We start from the raw sequence: 1221 nt of genomic DNA, 5'->3' as shown, positions 1-1221 counted from the left end.
GAGGAAGTCTTTCAGACCCCCGGGGAAATGAAGCACCGCGGTTTCGGGCGTCTCGGCGTCGTTACCGAGCAGCGCCTTGGCGCAGGACCAGCGGATCTCGACGCCGCGGAACAGATAGGCCTTGGACCGCGCCATGCGGAACAGGCGCGACGGCTTGAAGGCCGCCCCCTTGCCGAAGATTTTGGGATCCGGCTTGAAGCTGATGCGTGTGCCGCGCCGGTTCTTGATGGGTCCGAGGTTTTTGACCGGGCCATCGGGCACGCCGCGCGTATAGCTCTGCCGGTAAAGTTTCTGGCCGCGCGCGACCTCGACCTCGAGCGTCTCGGACAGCGCATTCGCCACCGACACGCCGACGCCGTGCAGGCCGCCGCTGGTCGCGTAGACCTTGGAGTCGAATTTACCGCCCGCGTGCAGCGTGGTCATGATGACTTCGAGCGCGGACTTCTTCTTGAACTTGGGATGCGGATCGACCGGAATGCCGCGGCCGTTGTCGGTCACCGTGAGGGTCCCGTCCGCGTCGAAGTCGACCTCGATACGGCTCGCGTGTCCCTCCACCGCCTCGTCCATGGCGTTGTCCAGCACCTCGGCGAAGAGGTGGTGCATCGCCTTCTCGTCGGTGCCGCCGATATACATGCCCGGACGCCGGCGGACCGGCTCGAGCCCCTCCAGCACCTCGATGTCCGCGGCCGTGTAGGCGTCTTCGCCGGCGCGCGGGCCGTAGGGGCCTTTTTCGCGGGCGTCTTGGCGGTCGCGGGCCTCCTTTTCGGAGCGGCGTCGAACAGATCGTTCGGTGAGGCGGATTTGCGTTTGGTGGCTATGGACGGACTCCTCATGCCGGAAGGCGTGTCGCCCTCGCGAATCCCGAGAGAATCAACGACTTTTGGAACTGCTCGTTAGCTCGCACGGGCTTTGGGCTTTTTCAAGAGCCTGGCGCCATGCCTGTCAGATGATCGCCGCGCGGACGCGTGCCGAGATCCATTCGGAGATGGCGACCGTCACCAGGACGACGATGAAGATGACGGTGACCTCCGCCCAGGCGAGCCGGGCGAGCGACGACTGGAGCTGAAGCCCGATGCCCCGGCGCCGACCAGGCCGAGAATGGTCGATTCCCGGATGTTGATGTCCCAGCGGAACACGGAGATCCCGGCGAAGGCGGGCGCGATCTGGGGCCAGACGGCATAGTCCATGACCTGCCAGCGCGAGGCGCCGGTGGCGGCGACG

At 66.0% G+C, this 1221-nt stretch carries 2 pseudogenes; both read right to left on the bottom strand.

The window, feature by feature from the left end:
* Positions 1-833: pseudogene (locus AUC71_RS13755) on the bottom strand (ATP-binding protein); the annotation flags it as partial.
* Positions 834-942: 109 nt separating this feature from the next.
* Positions 943-1221, bottom strand: a pseudogene (locus tag AUC71_RS13750) (PhnE/PtxC family ABC transporter permease); the annotation flags it as partial.

Origin of the sequence: Methyloceanibacter marginalis (assembly GCF_001723295.1) — a bacterium.
Lineage (GTDB): Bacteria > Pseudomonadota > Alphaproteobacteria > Rhizobiales > Methyloligellaceae > Methyloceanibacter > Methyloceanibacter marginalis.
The sequence above is the reverse complement of the archived record's forward strand: the minus strand, read 5'-3'. Positions and strand labels throughout refer to the sequence as shown.